This is a genomic window from Achromobacter sp. F4_2707, from assembly GCF_047501535.1.
GTDB lineage: Bacteria > Pseudomonadota > Gammaproteobacteria > Burkholderiales > Burkholderiaceae_B > Yanghanlia.
The window spans coordinates 33409-51068 of record NZ_JAZDRJ010000004.1; the positions used below are offsets into that span (position 1 = coordinate 33409).

12 protein-coding genes are annotated in these 17660 nt (G+C 58.1%); 3 read left to right on the forward strand and 9 right to left on the reverse strand.

Annotation, left to right across the window (positions count from 1 at the left end; all coding sequences use genetic code 11):
* Window positions 1-99: 99 nt before the first annotated feature.
* The 7 genes from ahpC to VRY85_RS05165 all read right to left on the reverse strand — a co-directional run bounded on the left by ahpC (window position 100) and on the right by VRY85_RS05165 (window position 9763).
* Entirely contained in the window at window positions 100-663 is a 564-nt protein-coding gene (gene ahpC, locus VRY85_RS05135; RefSeq protein WP_414597542.1) for an alkyl hydroperoxide reductase subunit C, read from the reverse strand.
* Between the two features lie 251 nt (window positions 664-914).
* Complete coding sequence (locus tag VRY85_RS05140) at window positions 915-2162, reverse strand: CynX/NimT family MFS transporter (RefSeq protein WP_414597543.1); 1248 nt, start codon at window positions 2160-2162, stop codon at window positions 915-917.
* A gap of 27 nt (window positions 2163-2189) precedes the next feature.
* Window positions 2190-2414: a formate dehydrogenase subunit delta gene (locus tag VRY85_RS05145; protein WP_414597544.1), complete on the reverse strand. Its 225-nt coding sequence runs from the start codon at window positions 2412-2414 to the stop codon at window positions 2190-2192.
* Between the two features lie 15 nt (window positions 2415-2429).
* Window positions 2430-5333 (reverse strand): formate dehydrogenase subunit alpha, encoded by a 2904-nt coding sequence (gene fdhF / locus VRY85_RS05150; protein WP_414597545.1) that lies wholly within the window; start codon window positions 5331-5333, stop codon window positions 2430-2432.
* 14 nt (window positions 5334-5347) lie between these two features.
* Window positions 5348-7468 (reverse strand): formate dehydrogenase subunit gamma, encoded by a 2121-nt coding sequence (locus VRY85_RS05155; protein WP_414597546.1) that lies wholly within the window; start codon window positions 7466-7468, stop codon window positions 5348-5350.
* A gap of 115 nt (window positions 7469-7583) precedes the next feature.
* Window positions 7584-8993, reverse strand: a complete 1410-nt coding sequence (locus tag VRY85_RS05160) for an FAD-binding oxidoreductase (protein WP_414597547.1) — start codon at window positions 8991-8993, stop codon at window positions 7584-7586.
* A complete protein-coding gene (locus VRY85_RS05165) occupies window positions 8990-9763 on the reverse strand; it encodes a FadR/GntR family transcriptional regulator (protein WP_414597548.1) in 774 nt (257 codons plus the stop codon). The genes VRY85_RS05160 and VRY85_RS05165 overlap by 4 nt, the downstream gene beginning before the upstream one ends.
* Window positions 9764-10035: 272 nt before the next feature.
* On the opposite strand from VRY85_RS05165, the gene VRY85_RS05170 reads away from it, so the two are divergent.
* From VRY85_RS05170 to VRY85_RS05180, 3 genes are read left to right on the forward strand one after another with little or no spacing between them, the layout of a single operon-like run.
* Complete coding sequence (locus VRY85_RS05170) at window positions 10036-11736, forward strand: ribonucleoside triphosphate reductase (protein WP_414597549.1); 1701 nt, start codon at window positions 10036-10038, stop codon at window positions 11734-11736.
* 35 nt (window positions 11737-11771) lie between these two features.
* Window positions 11772-11978: an anaerobic ribonucleoside-triphosphate reductase gene (gene nrdD / locus VRY85_RS05175; RefSeq protein WP_414597550.1), complete on the forward strand. Its 207-nt coding sequence runs from the start codon at window positions 11772-11774 to the stop codon at window positions 11976-11978.
* Window positions 11979-11980: 2 nt separating this feature from the next.
* A complete protein-coding gene (locus VRY85_RS05180; protein WP_414597551.1) occupies window positions 11981-12772 on the forward strand; it encodes an anaerobic ribonucleoside-triphosphate reductase activating protein in 792 nt (263 codons plus the stop codon).
* 37 nt (window positions 12773-12809) lie between these two features.
* Here the strand turns inward: VRY85_RS05180 and VRY85_RS05185 are convergent, their stop codons facing one another.
* Window positions 12810-13715, reverse strand: a complete 906-nt coding sequence (locus VRY85_RS05185; protein ID WP_414597552.1) for a LysR family transcriptional regulator — start codon at window positions 13713-13715, stop codon at window positions 12810-12812.
* 112 nt (window positions 13716-13827) lie between these two features.
* Entirely contained in the window at window positions 13828-17613 is a 3786-nt protein-coding gene (gene putA / locus VRY85_RS05190) for a trifunctional transcriptional regulator/proline dehydrogenase/L-glutamate gamma-semialdehyde dehydrogenase (RefSeq protein ID WP_414597553.1), read from the reverse strand.
* Between the last annotated feature and the right edge of the window lie 47 nt (window positions 17614-17660).

Consider the following 17660-nt stretch of genomic DNA (forward strand, 5'->3'; position numbering starts at 1 on the left):
CTGCGACCGGCTTGTGGCCGGGCGCAGAAATATAAAGAGCCTCCGAATTCAGGAATACTTCAGAGGCTCCCAGGCAAACCCGTGTATCGGGAGCAGCCCTTAGATCTTGCCGACCAGATCCAGCGAGGGCTTCAGTGTTTCAGCGCCTTCTTCCCACTTGGCAGGGCAAACTTCGCCGGGGTGAGCAGCGATGTACTGAGCTGCCTTAACCTTGCGCAGCAGCTCGGAAGCCACGCGGCCAATACCGTTGTCGTGCACTTCCATCACCTTGATGAAGCCTTCGGGGTTGACCACGAACGTACCGCGCAGAGCAACACCCTCTTCTTCGATGAGGACTTCGAAGTTGCGCGACAGCACTTGGGTGGGGTCGCCGATCATGGGGTAGTTAACCTTGCCGATGGCGTCGGATGTATCGTGCCATGCCTTGTGTGCGAAGTGCGTGTCGGTGGACACAGCGTAGATCTCAACGCCCAGCTTCTGGAACTCGGCGTACTGTTCAGCCAGGTCTTCCAGCTCGGTCGGGCACACGAATGTGAAATCGGCAGGGTAGAAAACGAACACGGACCACTTGCCAGCGATGCTTTCGTTGCTGACTTCAACAAACTTGCCGTTGTGGTAGGCGGTTGCTTTGAACGGCTTGATTTGTGTGTTGATCAAGGACATTACGTTTCCTTCCTTATAGTGTTGGGTGGGTTAAAAAGTGATTACGGAATCTAGTATAGGCAACGCCAATCAATAAATCTAATTGATAGTTTTTATAAACTTGATTAAGAAAACCTATCAGGGCGATTGGCGCAACTTGATCCGCTTGTGAAACTTTTCCTGCACAGTAGAGAATAGTCCCACAACACTTATATATGGGGACTAACCCCCAATAAAACAAGGGGTGCTGAAAACAAGAATCGGACGCTGTTTCAGTGTTCAAGGCGGGGCCTGACGAACAACGGCCTGCCCGCTCCCCACCCGCTCGCCATGGCGGCCAACCCAAGCCCCGCAAATAACCACGCTGCCGCCGCATGCGCGCCGGTCGCCTCATACAACATGCCCACCAGCATGGGGCCAGACGCCGCCAGTAAGTAGCCAATAGCTTGAGACATTCCTGATAATCGTGCAGCAACGCGGGGGTCGGGTGAGCGGAGAATAATGACCGTCATGGCCATGGCAAACAGGCCGCCCTGCCCGATGCCTTGCAGAACAGCCATGGCAGGCAGCCAGGAAACCGGAGCAAGCACCAGCCCCATCAGGGCCACCGCAGCCAAACAAGCCAAGGCGGCATTGACCACACTTTGCGAACGAAAGCGGGCGGCCAAGGGCGGCAGCAACAGGCAAGCCACAACCTGCAACATAATGGATGCCGACACATAGAAACCAGCCGTCACACCATCCAGCCCACGCCAGCGCAGTATCGGCGCCATCCAGCCCAACACACAATAAGCCAGAGCCGATTGCAGGCCCATAAAGCAGGCGACTTGCCACGCCAGGCCATCATGTAAGAGCTTGATGCCCGGCAACTTACGCGTTGCAGCCGAAGACCCGCTCTTTAAACTATGGGGCAGCCACAGCAACGCGACAGCGAAGGCGGGCAGCGCCCAGAACCCAAGCCCAAACCGCCAGGAACCGCTGATATCCGCCAGCGGCACCGCCAGCGCGGCGGCAGTCGCCGCCCCGCCACACAAGACCATAGTGAACAAGCCGGTCATCAGCGGCACCTTGTCAGGGAAGTCGCGTTTGACCACGCTGGGCAGCAGCACATTCCCCATTGCAATGCCCGCCCCCGCCACGGCGCTGCCCAGAAACAGCGCCGTCACCCCGTCCACCGCCCGCAGGGCCGTACCGACACCAATCAGCACCAGAACTCCTAGCAGCACCCGTTCTACCCCATGTCGGTCGGCCAGGCCAGGGGCAAAGGTTGCAAAAAGGCCCAAGCACACAACAGGCAATGTTGTGACATAACCGGCTACGGCACCGGACATACCCAGGGACGCGGCGACATCCGGCAATAGTACTGACAGGCTGGAAAACAGCGGCCGCAGATTGAACGCAATGAGAAGCAGACATGCACCCAGAAACAGCCCCCCCGAAACCGCTTTCTTGGACGGTGATGGGTGAACGGAATGGGCTTGGGCGGGCGAGCCTGTGTTCGCACTGGGATGAGTGGGCATGGGGGCATCATACCGCCGCCAGCCCCCTTATTCCAACAAACTCCGGTGCGCTAACAACGCGCTTTTGACGATGTCGGACAGCCCTTCTCCCTGTTGCTTGTCCAAGTGTTCCAACATTTGGCGGCGCATGCGGGGCTCCCAGAATTTGCGCACATGTTGTGCGATATCTTCGAGCGCCTGCCCACGATCCGGCATGGGTTGGAAAAAATCGCCAATCTGATTCGCCATGCGCACTAACGTCTGGATGTCCATACTCTCCCCCTCACGTCATCGAGCTATGGGTTCCGCAGCCTGACGCAGCAGATTGTCTTGTTCTTCCCGGAAGCGGGCGTTATTGCGCTGCCATTCCGACAGCTGTTCAACGGCGGCCACTTGAACCGCCGTGACCTTGTATTCCGGGCAGTTGGTGGCCCAGTCGGAATTGTCTGTGGTGATAACGTTGGCGCCCGATTCTGGGAAGTGGAATGTCGTGTAGACCACGCCTGGCTGCATGCGCTCGCTGACTTGTGCACGCATCACTGTGGCACCGGCGCGGCTTTCAATTCGCACCCAGTCGCCGTCTCGAATACCTCGCTCTTCGGCATCGACCGGGTGAATATCCAGAAGATCTTCCGCATGCCAAACATTGTTTTCAGTACGACGCGTCTGGGCCCCGACATTGTATTGAGTCAGGATGCGCCCTGTGGTCAGCAACAGGGGATAGCGTTGTGTGACCTTTTCTGCGGTGGGCACATATTGAGTAATAAGGAACCGCCCCATTCCGCGCACAAAGCCATCGGCATGCATGGTTTCCAACCCGGCCTCCGGCGTGTCTTCATTACATGGCCACTGTACGCTGCCCAATCGATCAATTTTTTCGAAGGAAACGCCTCGGAAAGTAGGCGTGAGCGCAGCGATTTCGTCCATGATTTCGCTGGGGTGCGCGTACTGCGTGGGCAGACCCAACGCGTTAGCCAGCTGCTGGGTGACTTCCCAGTCTGCGTAGCCCGACGAGGGCGCCATGACCTGCCGCACCCTGGAAATTCGCCGTTCGGCATTGGTGAAGGTGCCGTCCTTTTCAAGAAAAGATGCACCCGGCAAGAAAACATGGGCATAACGCGCGGTTTCGTTCAGAAAGATATCTTGAACGATGACGCATTCCATAGCCTGCAACGCCTTGGCCACATGTTGTGAGTTCGGATCGGATTGCACAAGATCCTCGCCCTGGCAGTACAAACCGCGAAAACTGCCCGCTATGGCGGCGTCAAACATATTCGGTAAACGTAGCCCTGGCTCAGGGTCAAGCTTTACGCCCCAGGCTTGCTCGAATTCACCGCGTACAGTGCTGTCCGACACATGGCGGTAGCCCGGCAGCTCGTGTGGGAAGGAGCCCATATCACACGAGCCTTGCACGTTATTCTGGCCTCGCAGGGGGTTGACGCCCACCCCTTCGCGCCCGATGTTACCCGTCAACATCGCGAGGTTGGCAATCGCCATGACGGCTGTAGAGCCTTGCGCGTGCTCGGTAACACCCAAGCCATAGTAAATAGCGGCGTTGGGGCGCCGCTCCACGATGTCGGCAGCCGTACCGCTGCTACGCCCCGTGGCGTACAGGCGGGCAGCGGCACGCAATTCTGACGCTGGCACGCCAGAGACCTCCGCCACGGCGTCCGGCGAGTTTTCCGGTTTGCGGATGAACGCCAGCCAGTCTGAAAAACTGCGATCATCGCAACGCGCGGCGATAAAGGCCGCATCCGCCAGATTTTCTGTCACAATCACATGGGCCAGGGCGTTCAGTACCGCCACATTCGTGCCTGGGCGCAGCTTGAGGTGGTGCTCTGCACGTATGTGGGGCGATTTCACCAGTTCAATGCTGCGCGGGTCGATCACAATCAACCGGGCGCCTTCACGCAGGCGTCGCTTCATACGCGAGGCGAACACCGGGTGCGCGTCAGTGGGGTTGGCCCCCATCACCAACACCACGTCTGATTTTTCAACAGATTTGAAGGTCTGCGTGCCTGCCGAGGTACCGAACGCCTGGCCCAGGCCATAACCGGTAGGCGAATGGCACACTCTCGCGCAAGTATCTACATTGTTATTGCCAAACGCGGCGCGAACCAGCTTCTGCACTAGATAGGTTTCTTCATTGGTACAGCGCGAAGAAGTAATGCCGCCCACTGCACCCACGCCGTAGCGAGCTTGTATGCGCCGTATTTCGGACGCCGCATAGGTAATGGCCTCTTCCCAACTGACTTCCCGCCATGGCTCATGAATAGAGGAGCGAATCATCGGCGTGGTGATGCGATCTTTATGCGTCGCGTAACCCCAGGCAAAGCGCCCCTTTACGCAGGAATGACCCTCATTCGCCTTTCCATCCTTCCAGGGAACCATGCGCACCACCTGTGCACCTTTCATCTCGGCTCGGAAGCCGCAGCCGACACCACAGTAAGCGCACGTTGTTAATACCGCGTGTTCAGGCTGCCCCATTTGGATAATGGTTTTTTCCTGCAAGGTAGCGGTAGGGCACGCCTGCACGCAGGCGCCGCAAGATACACAATCACTCTCCAGAAAGGAGCCGCCCTGCCCCGCCGCCACGCGGGCCTCAAACCCTTTTCCAGAAATCGTCAGGGCGAATGTGCCCTGAATTTCCTCGCAAGCGCGCACACAGCGGTTGCAGACAATGCATTTGGAAGGGTCGTAGCTGAAATATGGGTTGGAGTCGTCGGTCGTGTCGTGCAAATGATTGGCGCCGTTTTGCCCATACCGCACATTGCGCAAGCCAACCACCCCCGCCATGTCCTGCAATTCGCAATCGCCATTGGCGGCACAGGTCAGGCAATCCAGCGGGTGATCGGAAATATAAAGCTCCATCACGCCACGGCGCAGTTCGCGCAGTTTGGTGGTTTCGGTGTGTACCACCATGCCTGCCTCCGCAGGCGTGGTACAGGAAGCGGGGTAGCCGCGACGCCCCTCCACTTCCACCAGGCACAGGCGGCAGGAACCAAAGGGCTCAAGGCTATCGGTAGCGCACAGTTTGGGGATATTGACACCGGCTTCGGCTGCGGCACGCATGATCGAAGTGCCTTCTGGTACCGATACCGCGATACCGTCAATAGTTAGTTGGACGTGCGCTTCAGCCTCACTTTTCGGGGTGCCGAAGTCTCGCTCTCGTGAAATAACCGTTTCCAGCATGATGACTCCTTGCTTCAGGCCGTGGTCTCGGTGACAGAATGCCGGGAGGTACCGAAATCTTCAGGGAAGTGCTCAAGCGCCGACAGCACTGGATACGGTGTCATGCCGCCTAGTGCACATAAGGAGCCCCCCATCATGGTGTCACAGAGATCGCGCAGCAGGGCCAGATGCTGCGCCTGCCCAGGCCCGCCCGCGGCGATTTTGTCTAGGGTTTCTACCCCGCGCACCGCACCAATTCGACAGGGCGTGCACTTGCCGCAAGACTCTATGGCGCAGAATTCCATGGCGTAACGCGCCATGCCTAGCAGGTTAACGGTATCATCGAGAGCCACCAGCCCGCCGTGGCCGATCATGGCCCCCTGCGCCGCATAAGACTCGTAATCCATGGGAATATTCCACTGTGATTCCGGCAAGTAGGCGCCCAGCGGCCCTCCCACCTGAACCGCACGGAGTGGCCGTCCCGAAGCACTGCCGCCACCAAAGTCGTACAGCAGTTCGTGCAAAGTGACGCCAAAGGCTTTTTCCACCAGCCCGCCGCGTTTCAGGTTACCGGCCAGTTGGAAGGGCTGCGTTCCTGCTGAGCGGCCCACGCCGTAATCGCGGTAAAACGCCGCTCCTCGTTCCAAGATAAGTGGCACGGTCGCCAGGGACAGCACATTGTTCACCACCGTAGGTTGGCCAAACAGGCCTTCTAGGGCGGGCAGCGGCGGCTTGGCGCGAACCACGCCGCGCTTGCCCTCCAGGCTATCGAGCAGAGAGGTTTCTTCGCCACAGATGTACGCGCCGGCTCCTTTACGCACTTCCAACGTGAAGCGCCGCCCGCTGCCTTGGATATTTTCCCCCAGCCAGCCCGCTTCGCCCGCACGCTCGATTGCGACATTCAACGCCTGAATGGCATGCGGGTATTCCGAACGCACATAGATGTAGCCGCTATCGGCGCCCACCGCCTGCCCGGCGATGGCCATGCCTTCTATCAGCGCGTAAGGGTCACCCTCCATGAGCATGCGGTCAGCGAACGTGCCGGAATCGCCTTCGTCGGCGTTACAGACCACATACTTTTGTTGGGCGCCGGCATTCAAGACCGTCCGCCATTTGATGCCAGTGGGGAAGGCGGCACCGCCACGCCCGCGCAACCCGGATTGGGTCACTTCTTCAACAATATCGCCGGGCTGCATCGACAAGGCGCGCGCTAAGCCCTTCCACCCGCCATGAGCGGCATAATCTTCTAACGATAAAGGGTCGGTCACGCCCACACGCGCAAAGGTCAGGCGTTCCTGATTCTTCAGATAGGGGATTTCTTCAGTCAAACCGTGGCATAAGGGGTGAGCGTTGCCTTGCAGCCAGCCTGCGTCAAAAAGGCCTGACACATCGTGCGCTCGCACCGGGCCATATGCCACGCGCCCGCCAGACGTTGCCACTTCGACAAGAGTTTCCAGCCACAGCATGCCGCGCGAGCCGTTTCTGACGACGCGCACCGGCAGATTTCGCGCGGCGGCTTCGTCTTCAATTGCCCGCACCACCTCATCCGCGCCCACGACCAAGGCAGAGGCATCACAGGGCACATACAGAGTCACAAGCTCGTTCTGTTGTGGCTGCCCGGCCCATTTCTGAATTTCCGACCGCGCAGTGTTGGCCGCGCGAGCGGCTTGGCGTGAATCCCGCGAGCTACAGGCCGCACCGCCCCTTGCTTGCTGAACCAGATGTTCAAGCTTTTCAGGGGTGACACGCGCATGGGGTTCGCCATCCAGCTCGACAGCGGGAGATTGGGCGCACAGGCCCAGGCAGTAGACGGGTTCTAGCGTGATAGCGGCGTCGCTGCTTGTTTCGTGGAAATCACAGCCCAACAGCTGACGGGCGTGCTCGGCCAGCGCTTCGCCGCCTTTGGCTTGACAGGATTCCGCACGACAGATGCGCAAGGTGTGGGGGCTTGCGGGCTGCGTGCGGAAATCCGGGTAGAAGGTCAGCACACCGTGCACTTCAGCCCGGGAAATATTGAAACCCTGAGCGATTCCCCCCACCAAATCGGCGGGGATATACCCCAGGGCATCTTGCAATTCATGCAGTGCGGGCAGCAGCCCTCCCGGTTGAGCGGCATGCCGGGCGATGATCCCCAGCAGTGGCGCAGGCATGGACATGGTGCAAAACCTCCTGGGGGATTTTCAAACTTCGCCTGCCACTGAAGCGGTGCGCAGGCCGCCGGATTCAGTGTACCCCTTAGGAATGATTTGTCACATGCCGGCCTGCCTGCTGCTACAGCATCTTGCCGGGGTTCATGATCGAGTTAGGATCAAAAATCTGCTTAATCTGCAGCATCAGCCTGACCTGCATGGGGTCTTTGTGATGATGGAAAGCATGGCGCTTGAGCTGACCGATTCCATGTTCAGCACTAATACTGCCGCCATAGTCAGCCACTTCCCCGAAAACGGCATCCGCCACTTTCCCTTCCCACTCCGCCGCCCAGGTTTTCTCGGCCCCCAGCGGGCGAGACACGTTGTAATGCAAGTTGCCATCGCCGAAATGGCCGAAGATAAACAGGCGGCAGTCGGGTGAAACCTTCCGCAAGCGGCGCTCAGCGGTTTCAATGAACTGAGGAATGCGCTCAATGGGCAGAGAAATGTCGTGCTTCAGATGGGGGCCATCCGCCCGCTGCGCTTCAGAAATCTCTTCGCGTAAGCGCCATAGCGTTTCCAGTTGGGACAGCGAGGCCGACACTGCCGCATCCTGGCACAAACCGTCCTCAAGCGCCTGGCCGATGACCTCTTCCAGTAAGGCCTGCAGGCCCTCCTCATTTGCCGTATCCGCCAGCTCGATCAGCACATAACCCGCGTACCGCTGCTCAAACGGCTGGTGCATGCCGTCTACGTGAGTCAGAACGAGGTCCAGGCATTCGTCAGTAAAGTACTCGAAGGCCTGGAGCCGGGCTCCGCACGCACCATACACCGAACGGAGGAGTTCCAACGCCTGTTGAGCCGACTCCACGGCCGCCAGCACAACGGAACGGACTTGGTTCAGGGGGTGAAGCTTGAGCGCCACCCCGGTAATCACGCCTAAGGTGCCTTCCGAGCCAATAAAAAGTTGCTTGAGGTCGTAGCCGGTATTGTCCTTATGCAGCGTTTGCAGGCCGTTGAAAATTTCGCCGTTGGGTAGCACCGCCTCTATCCCCAGCACCATTTCCCTCGCCATGCCGTAGCGCACCACATTCACGCCGCCAGCGTTGGTGGCCAGGTTACCGCCGATCTGCGAGGAATCTTCTGCCGCCAAACTCAGCGGGAGCAAACGCCCTTGTTCTTCGGCCGCCCGGCGCAAATTGCCTAATATGCAACCCGCATCCGCCACTAGCGTATTGGAAATGGTGTCGATGGCGCGAATCTGGTTCATGCGATCCAGCGACAACACGATGTTGGCGGGTGAGAGGTCCGGCGTGGCCCCACCGCACAAACCGGTGTTGCCGCCCCTGGGCACAACCGGGACACGATGCTCATTACACAGCCGCAAGCAATCAGCCACCTGATGGGTGTTGGTGGGCCGCACCACCGCCTGCGCGTTGCCTTTGTAGACCCCGCGCCAATCGGTCAGCCACGGTTCGATTTCAGCCGGATCGCTGATGACGACATCCTCGCCAAGCGTTTGCACCAGGGTCTTAAGAAATTCTTGATTCATTTACGGCCTGCGTTAAAGGAAGAAGGAGAAGAAGAGGTTGAAACCGACACATCAAGCCCAAGCCGTTCGCACGCACGCTGCAGATGTTCCTGGGCGCGTAAGCGGGCCTCCATGGGGTCGCGCGCACGAATCGCCCTAAATATGGCCTCATGTTCTTCGTGCACACTTTGGGTGCGCGCCAGTGCAGATTCATCAGTGGCGGGGCCTGCCATTTCCAGCTTCAGCGTATGTAGACGGGCCACTTGCACACTGTGGCGCCACTGGTCTGACAAATACGCCAGGAGCTGTGAATAGTGCGGATTATGGGTGGCTGCGGTCAAGCTGCGGTGAAAGGCGAAATCCCATTCCAGAGCGCTTTCAGGCACATGCAAAGACGCCCTGAGCTCAGCAAGAATATGCGCCATGTGACGCAGGTCTTCCTCGGTAGCGCGCTGCGCCGCCAACGCCGCCGCTTCCCCTTCCAAGCCCGCCCGCAACTCGTATATGTGCAGCAAGGCCTGGCGATCACCGGCCTGTGCGGTATTCATTTGGAAACCGTCCTGTAGAACGTTGCTCAACACCATGCAACCCACACCCTGGCGGCTACGTACCAGCCCCTGGGTGCGCAACCTTTCGGTCGCCTCGCGAATGACGGCCGCACTCACGCCAAACTCTTCGGCAAGCAAGCGGCCAGCCGGCAGTTTTTCGCCAACGGCGTATTGACCCTCCAGGATTCTATTGGTGAGAACGTCTGCCACATGATCGGTCAGACTGGTGCGTTGTTTCAGCATAGGAGCATATTATCAGGTTATCAGATAACCAGATAAGGTTTACGGCACCAAGCATCGTATGGCTGTTGCAAGCGTTACTCTGGCGCCGTCTTGGTTTCCTTATCTGTCGCGCCCTTTCTAAGCCCCCTGATTTGCGCCAAAACGCCCGTCGGCTCAGCCATTTTTAAGATAGATCAAGCATTTCCAAATCTGTTAGATGCAGCCCTTGAAGCACTACATGTAGTGATTTAAAGTCCACCAATCACTAAATACAGTATTCAAGAGGGTCAGCTATGGCAAGGATCGACGTACGGTCGTCAGTGGATGAATACCTGAATCGGGCGGACTGGCGCGTGAATGCCAATGCCAATCAGGGGTATTCGCTGGGCGGTTTAATTCTTAATTTGTCGGGCAAGGTGATCGCCAATTACTGGCTAGACCACGTCTACCCACCAGATATTGGCGAGGCCCATCGCGAAGGCGATTTGCACATTCATGATCTGGACATGCTGTCCGGCTACTGCGCCGGCTGGTCATTGCGCACGCTCCTGCACGAGGGTTTGAACGGGGTGCCTGGCAAGGTTGAGTCAGGCCCGCCACGGCATATGTCCAGCGCGGTTGGGCAGATCGTGAACTTCCTGGGCACCATGCAAAACGAATGGGCGGGTGCCCAAGCCTTCAGCTCCTTTGATACCTATATGGCGCCCTTCGTACGCAAAGATGCGCTCAGTTACGAAGCGGTGCGCCAGTGCATGCAAGAACTCATCTACAACCTGAATGTGCCATCGCGCTGGGGCACACAAACCCCTTTTACCAACCTGACTTTCGACTGGGTTTGCCCAGAAGACTTACGCGAACAAGTACCAGTTATCGGCGGTGAGGAAATGCCCTTCACTTATGGCGACCTCCAGGCGGAAATGGACTTGATTAACCGCGCCTATATAGAAGTGATGATGGATGGCGATGCCAAAGGGCGGGTATTTACCTTCCCTATTCCCACGTACAACATCACGGAAGATTTCGACTGGCACAGCCCCAATACGCAACGCCTATTCGAAATGACGGCGCGCTACGGCCTGCCCTACTTCCAGAACTTCATCAATTCGGAACTCAAGCCGAACATGATCCGTTCCATGTGCTGCCGCCTGCAGCTTGATTTGCGCGAGCTGCTTAAGCGCGGCAACGGCCTGTTTGGCTCGGCTGAACAGACCGGCTCGCTGGGGGTGGTCACCGTTAACTGTGCGCGGCTGGGGTATTTATACGCTGGCGATGAAGCAGCACTGATGGCGCGCCTGGATGAGCTTCTGGAATTGGGGCGAGACAGCTTGGAAATCAAGCGCACAGTTATTCAGCAACTGATGGACGACGGCCTGTTTCCGTATACGCGGCGCTATCTGGGCACCTTGCGCAACCATTTTTCCACCCTGGGCGTGAATGGCATCAATGAAATGATCCGTAATTTCACGCGCGACGAACACGACATTACCACCCGTTGGGGCCATGAATTTGCATTGCGGCTGCTGGATCACGTACGTGCGCGAATGGTGGAATTCCAGCAAGAAACCGGCCACATGTACAACCTGGAAGCGACGCCTGCCGAAGGCACGACCTATCGTTTCGCCAAGGAAGACCGTAAGCGCTGGCCCGATATTTTTCAGGCGGGGACCCATGAAACGCCTTACTACACGAACTCATCGCAATTGCCGGTGGGCTTCACGGACGACCCCTTTGAAGCGCTAGAACGCCAAGATGCTCTGCAATGTAAATATACCGGCGGCACGGTGCTACATCTGTACATGACCGAATCGCTGTCCAGCGCCGACGCTTGCCGCACCTTGGTGCAGCGCGCATTGGGCAACTTCCGCCTGCCCTACATCACCGTCACCCCAACCTTTTCCATCTGCCCCGTGCATGGCTACCTGAGCGGCAACCACCCGTACTGCCCCAAGTGCGACGAAGAGATTCTGGCACGCAAGCAGCGGGAAGCCGCCTGACCTTACCTCCCTATCATCTTTCTGAGGAATCTACTATGTCTACACACTTGCAAACCATCACACTACGTGACGACGAGCGCCAGCCTTGCGAAGTCTGGACTCGCGTCATGGGCTACCATCGGCCGGTTTCGTCGTTCAACATCGGTAAAAAAGGCGAATTTCACGAACGGCGATACTTTACGGAAAGTGCGGCCGGCCTGAGCGCCAGTGTGTTCAGCCACCGCAAAAACTTGGCAGCCTGACCATGCACGCCGCCGTTGCTCTCTCACAGGCGGCGGCCCGGCCTGAGTCGGCTGGGCTTTCCGCTGAGACCGTTGCATTGCTGCCGCCCATTACGCTGAAAGTGGGAGGAATCACACCTTTTTCCGCCACCGATTTTCCCGGCAAGCTGTGCGCGGTGCTTTTCGTACAGGGCTGTCCCTGGCGCTGCGGCTATTGTCACAACCCCCATCTCCAGGCCCGCACCGCCGAAAGCCCAATCAGTTGGGATGACATCAGCGCATTCTTGCGGCGGCGGACGGGTCTGATCGACGCAGTGGTGTTTAGTGGCGGCGAACCCACCATGGATTCCGGCTTGGAAACAGCCATGCTGGAAGCTCGCGAGCACAGTTTCTTGGTAGGGCTGCACACCGGCGGCATATACCCGGATCGGCTACGCAAGGTATTGCCGCTGGTGGACTGGGTAGGCTTGGACATCAAAGCCACGGGAGCAGGTTATGAGGCTGTGACTCAAGTGCGCAATAGCGGCGCACCGGCCTTTGAAAGCCTGCGCGCCGTGTTGCAAACCGGAGTGAGCTACGAGGTTCGCACAACGATCCACCCCCGGCTGCATGATGAAGACGAAATCCGTACATTAGCTCGGCAACTGGCGCGCTCGGGCGTGACGCATTATGCACTGCAGGTCTTTCGACCTACAGGATGCCAGGACGATGCACTGAACCATACGCGCTTCCACGATTACCCGGGTGAGGCCTTACTCGCGGAGCTGCACGCACTATTTCCTCATTTCATTCTGCGTAAAGAAGGCGGCGGCTGAATCGGGGTGGCCTTCCCGCTCACGGAGGCAGACCTGTTCAGGCGATCGGCGCTTCTTCAACGGGCAGCGAACGAGCCAGCTCAATAAATGCCTTCAAATACGCTGGCTCGGCATCGGAATCCCGCCGCCCCAGATGAATCTGTTTATGGATACCTTCTTTGCCCAGCCGCACCGGCACAATCGCCATGCGGCTGGCATACTCCAAGACCAACCAGCGCGGCAGCGCCGCGACACCACGACCTGCCGCCACCATTTCCAGCATGATGTCGGTACTTTCCAAGGTTTTATGTCGGCGAGGCATCACACCGGCAGGCGCTAGAAAGAGCGCGAAGATATCGAGCCGTGCCGGTTCTACCGGGTAAGTAATGAGGGTTTCATTCATGAGATCTGCCGGCTCGACGGTTTCACGATTCGCCAGCGCATGGCCGCGCCCAACGACCAGCACTTGCTCGTAATCGAATACCGGCAGAAAGCTGATCCCTTTCATTTGCAGCGGGTCGGGCGTCACCACCAGGTCAATTTCATAGTTGAACAAAGCCCCCATCCCGCCGAAGCGGAACTTCTGCTTAACATCGACGTCCACATCCGGCCAATCACCCAGGTAGCGCGACACCACTTTAAGCAGCCATTGGTAACACGGATGGCATTCCATACCAATGCGCAGCGTGCCGCGCTCTCCGACCGCATATTGACTAAGAAACGCCTCTGCTGTCTCAAACTGCGGCAGCATGCGCTCACCCATGGCCAGCAAATACTCACCCGCTTCGGTCAACCGCAGCGAACGCCCCTCACGCAACCAGAGACTGACGCCCGCCAGCCGTTCGAATTTGGCGATAGTGTGACTCAGCGCTGACTGCGTCAGATGCAACGACTCTGCCGCCGCCGTCAGCGTGCCACGCCGATCAACCTCCCGAAGAATCTCCAGATGAACGCGTTCAAGCAAAGCCATATCATGAATAAAAATAATTAATTGAGAAGAACCAACAATTCTACTTCATGAGCCCACCCAAGCTGACAAACTGCTGAAATGGGGACAGACCCCATTTCAGCGAAATTTAAGATAAGGTCATTAAGCTAGCGTTTCCTCCCGCAGCCGTGGTGTCGATACTAATGGCGCGTTCAAGTACTAATCGTTCTAAGGGAATGGGGCCTGCCGCCATTCCTGTTGCTATCAGCGGCACAATCGCGCCTTCGCGATCAGCCAGGGCCTGTTGCCATGCCTGAAGGTCGGATACATCGCCTTGATGCAGCACCGCATCAAACGCTTCACCGCTCCAATCCGGCGATAACTCCACGCACGACTGCACCGTGGCGGGTAAGCGGTGATACAGCGCTTCCGCCACAGAACTTTTTCCGTTCCATACCGCCCGACTTCCGACTGACAACAACGCCGCCAACTGGTCAAGCAGCGCTGACTCCGTCTGCGCGATACACAGCACTGCCTGGCGGTGATGGATTTGATAAACATTGCGCTCGCCGGTGGGGCCGTTCAATGTGTGGGCGGACAGGCCGAAAAATGCGTGCTTATCCACGAACGACAAGCCTGGCTGCGTGTCACACCACGCTTGCCAAGCAACCAAAGCATCCACCGCAGCTACCGATGCAAGCGGTGCCAATGTCTCTGAGACCAATGCCCCATACGGCTGTTTCAGCGCATCGGCTGGCCGCTCAGCCAGCAAGCGATATAAGTAAAGCGGCCCGCCGGCCTTGGGGCCGGTGCCGGACAAGCCTTCTCCCCCAAAAGGCTGAACCCCCACGACAGCACCGACCATATTACGATTTACATACAGGTTCCCCACGTGTGCTTGGCTGGAAACTTGCCGAATGGTTTCGTCAATGCGGGTATGCAGTCCCATAGTCAGGCCGTAGCCTGTCGCCTTCACTTGCTCCAGCAGCGCATCCAGGTTTTCCCGTTTGTATCGCAGCAGGTGGAGTACCGGCCCGAAGACTTCCCGCTTCAGCTCGCCAATCGTCTGGATTTCGATCAGGGTGGGCGCCACATAAATACCCTGTTGCAGCACCGTGCGGCGCTCACCTTCTCCGCCCCAACACAATTGAGACACCTTGTGGCCGCGCGCCGCCATGGAGTCGATATGCTGATTGATGGCATCGCGTGCACGCGCATCGATCACAGGGCCGACATCAGTATGCAGGGCAATGGGGTTGCCAAGCCGCAGTTCTTCCATAGCGCCCTTCAGCATTGCCACTACTTGGTCAGCCACTTCTTCCTGCACGCACAGCACCCTTAAGGCTGAACAACGCTGTCCGGCGCTATCGAAGGCAGACAGTACGACATCCCGCACCACTTGTTCGGGCAAAGCAGAGGAATCCACAATCATGGCATTCTGACCACCCGTCTCAGCCACCAACGGAATCGGGCGGCCCTGCGGCCCTACACGCCGCGCGAGAATGCGCTGTAACTGCCGCGCCACTTCTGTGGAACCGGTAAACATCACGCCTTGCACCCGCTCATCATCCGTCAATAAGGGGCCAACTTCCCCGCCTTTACCGGGCACCAGTTGCAGGGCTTCGCAAGGTACACCTGCCTTCCACAGCAAACGCACGCCTTCAGCTGCGATCAAGGTTGTCTGCTCAGCCGGCTTGGCCAACACGACATTGCCTGCAGCTAGGGCCGCCACAATCTGGCCTGTGAAGATGGCAAGCGGAAAATTCCACGGGCTGATGCAGGTCACCACGCCAAGCGGCTTATGGGTATGGTTATCAAACGTCGCCTCAACCTGAGCCGAGTAATACCGCAGGAAGTCCACTGCCTCTCGAACTTCCGCCACCGCATTGGCATAGGTTTTTCCGGCCTCACGCACCAGAACGCCCAACAGGCGCTCCATATCGGCTTCCATGAAATCAGCGGCACGCAACAAAATTTTTGCACGCCTTTGAGCCGGCACTGCCGCCCAGACAGGCGCGTACTGGTAAGCGACCTCGACCGCCTCCCCTGCCTCGACAGCCGTCGCGTGGCGAACATGGCCGACGACATCTGTGCAATCAGCCGGATTCACAACTGCCATGAACCCATTCGCCTCCGACTTCCCAGTGCTTTCTTGAACCGCCAGCATAGGGCCTGCGCGCAATGGCTTACTCGCTTCCCTTTGTAGCTGCTCAACCAAACGGGTCAGGACATCGTCATTGGCTAAATCCAGACCTCGAGAGTTGACCCGACCTTCGCCATATAAAACCCTTGGCAAGGGAATCGCAGGGTGTGGTACACCCATGCGCCCTTCCTCACCAGCCATGGTCTCTATGCTGCGTACTGGGTCCTCTACCAATACTTCAATAGCCACAGACGGATCGGCCACCCGATTAACAAAAGAAGTATTGGCGCCGTTTTCCAACAGGCGGCGTACTAAGTATGCCAGCAAGGTTTCATGCGTACCCACTGGCGCATAAATACGGCATGGCCTGCTCTGCTTTCCATTGGCAGCACCCACCACCTGATCGTACAGGGCTTCCCCCATTCCATGCAGGCATTGGAACTCGTACTGCCCAGGGTAGTAGGAAGCGGGCCCTGCCAATTCGTAAATCGTTGCCAGTGTCAACGCGTTGTGAGTCGCAAACTGCGGATAAATGTGATGGGGTGCTGCCAACAGTTTGCGGGCGCAAGCGATATAGCAGACATCCGTATACACTTTTCGTGTATACACCGGATATCCATCAAGACCTTCAACCTGAGCGCGCTTGATTTCCGTATCCCAATACGCCCCCTTCACCAAGCGGATCATCAAACGCCGTGTGCTGCGCCGGGCCAAGTCGATCAGGTAATCCACCACTTCGGGGCAGCGCTTCTGATAAGCCTGAATGACAAAACCCAGGCCCTGCCACCCCTGTAGTTCAGGCTCAAAACATAGGCGCTCCAGAAGGTCGAGGGAAAGCTCCAGGCGATCAGCTTCTTCTGCATCAATGTTCAAACCGATGTCGTAATGTTTGGCGAGTTTTGCCAGTTCCAGCAGACGCGGATAGAGCTCATTCATTACCCGCTCCACCTGAGCGCGGGCATAGCGTGGGTGCAAGGCTGAAAGCTTGATGGAGATCCCCGGGCCTTCGTACACCCCCAGGCCTCGGGCCGCCTTGCCGATAGCGTGAATGGCGTTGTCGTAATCAGACAGGTAACGACGCGCATCGGTCGCCGTCATGGCGGCTTCTCCCAGCATGTCGTAGGAATAACGGAAGCCCCTTTCCTCCATCGGCCGGGCATTGCGCAAGGCTTCCTGAATGGTCTGCCCCGTCACAAATTGCTCGCCCATCATTCTCATGGCGAGATCCACCCCTTTGCGAATCAGCGGCTCGCCGCCTTTGGCTACCAGCCTGCCCAAGGCCGCCGACATGCCCGCCTCGCTATGCGTAGACACGAGCTTGCCGGTCAACATCAACCCCCATGCAGCCGCGTTCACAAACAGCGACGGCGCCTTACCCAAATGCTCGTGCCAGTGCCCGTCGCGGATCTTGTCGCGAATCAGGGCATCGCGCGTGGCCGTATCGGGAATACGCAACAAGGCTTCTGCCAGACACATTAGGGCGACGCCTTCCTGGGAAGATAGAGAAAACTCCTGCAGCAGCCCCTGCACCAGACCCGCCTTACCCAACGCGCTTTTACGCTTGCGCAAGCCACGAGTGATGCCCAAAGCACGCGCCCGGCTACGCTCGGACAGCTCTGGTGACAAACGCGCAGCTTCCACCAACGCAGGCACCCGTTCCGGCTCAGGACTACGCCACGCGGCGGTAATAGCGCGGCGCAGCTCCGTGCGCGGCGGCAGCGGCGTGATATGAGAAAACAGCGGACCAGCTTCCTGACCAGACACCCGTTGAACAGCAGACGCAGCTGACATATCACACCCCTCCAATAAACAGAGACCACATCACCCAGAGGCCAGCC